Origin of the sequence: Micromonospora sp. BL1 (assembly GCF_003667485.1) — a bacterium.
Taxonomy (GTDB): Bacteria; Actinomycetota; Actinomycetes; order Mycobacteriales; family Micromonosporaceae; genus Micromonospora; species Micromonospora tulbaghiae.
The window spans coordinates 1-1278 of the sequence record NZ_RCVK01000055.1; the positions used below are offsets into that span (position 1 = coordinate 1).

At 70.6% G+C, this 1278-nt stretch carries 1 protein-coding gene; it reads left to right on the top strand.

Translation table 11 applies throughout. The features are described from left to right. Positions 1 to 968 (top strand): hypothetical protein (locus tag EAD96_RS00270; protein WP_121682864.1); only part of this gene is annotated, 968 nt, incomplete at its 5' end. Between the last annotated feature and the right edge of the window lie 310 nt (positions 969 to 1278).

Here is a 1278-nt window from a genome sequence, read left to right on the forward strand (position 1 = left end):
CCCCCGCCACCGTGGCGTTCCGCGCCGGCAACCCCGCCGGCCGGGCGAGCGTGCCCGCCGAGGCGCGTCCGGTGGACACCTCGCGCCCGACCCGTACCGTCGGCAGCGGCACCCCGGCGAGCTGCACCTCGGAGGCGGTGGTGAAGGCCGTCGCGGCCGGTGGTGTGATCACGTTCGACTGCGGGCCCGCGCCGGTGACCATCACGATGAAGGCCACCGCGAAGGTGGTGAACTCGCACGGCCCGCGCGTCGTACTGGACGGCGGCGGCAAGGTCACGCTCAGCGGCGGCGGCAAGCGCCGCATCCTCTACATGAACACGTGCGACCAGGCGCAGGGCTTCACCACCTCGCACTGCCAGAACCAGGACCACCCGCGGCTCACCGTGCAGAACCTGACGTTCGCCGACGGCGACGCCACCGGCGAGCGGACCGAGGGCGGTGGGGGCGGCGCGATCTTCGTACGCGGCGGGCGATTCGCCGTGATCAACTCACGGTTCGTCGACAACCGCTGCGGCCGTACCGGCCCGGATCTCGGCGGCGCCGCGCTGCGCGTGCTCAGCCAGTTCGAGAACAAGCCGGTGTACGTGGTGAGCAGCACCTTCACCGGCGGAGTGTGCGCCAACGGCGGGGCGTTGAGCAGCATCGGCGTCTCCTGGACGGTGCTGAACAGCGTCTTCCGCGACAACCGCGCGGTCGGCACCGGCGCGAACCCGGCCCGGGGCGGAACGCCGGGCGGCGGTAGTGGCGGCGCGATCTACTGCGACGGCAACGAGTTCGCGGTGCGGATCGCCGGCACGGTCATCGAGGACAACAGCGCGAACGAGGGCGGCGGCGCGATCTTCTTCGTCAGCAACAACCGCACCGGCACGCTGAAGATCGACAGTTCGACGCTGCGCCGCAACCCCAGCCGAGGCTTCGAGACAAAGGGCCACCCCGGCATCTTCTTCCTGGGCGCCCAGATCTCCTGACACTCTCCCCCTCCCCACCGGTTCGCCCCGCGCTGTCCCGTCCGGTCCCGTCGATCATGAAGTTGGCGGCCTCCCCGTCGGTGTGTCGCGCCGTCAACCTCATGATCGCCGCCTGAGCCCTCGGCCTGCGCACGCCGCTCTCACCCCGCCCTGTCGATCATGAAGTTGACGGCTCCTTCATCGGCGTGTCGCCCCGCCAACTTTATGATCACCAGTCAGGTCCCGACCCGACGGCGCCCGCCCCGCCGTTGGCGCACACTCCGCCGGTGAAGGTGCTGCTCACCACGTACACCGGCTTGTTCTCGAACTG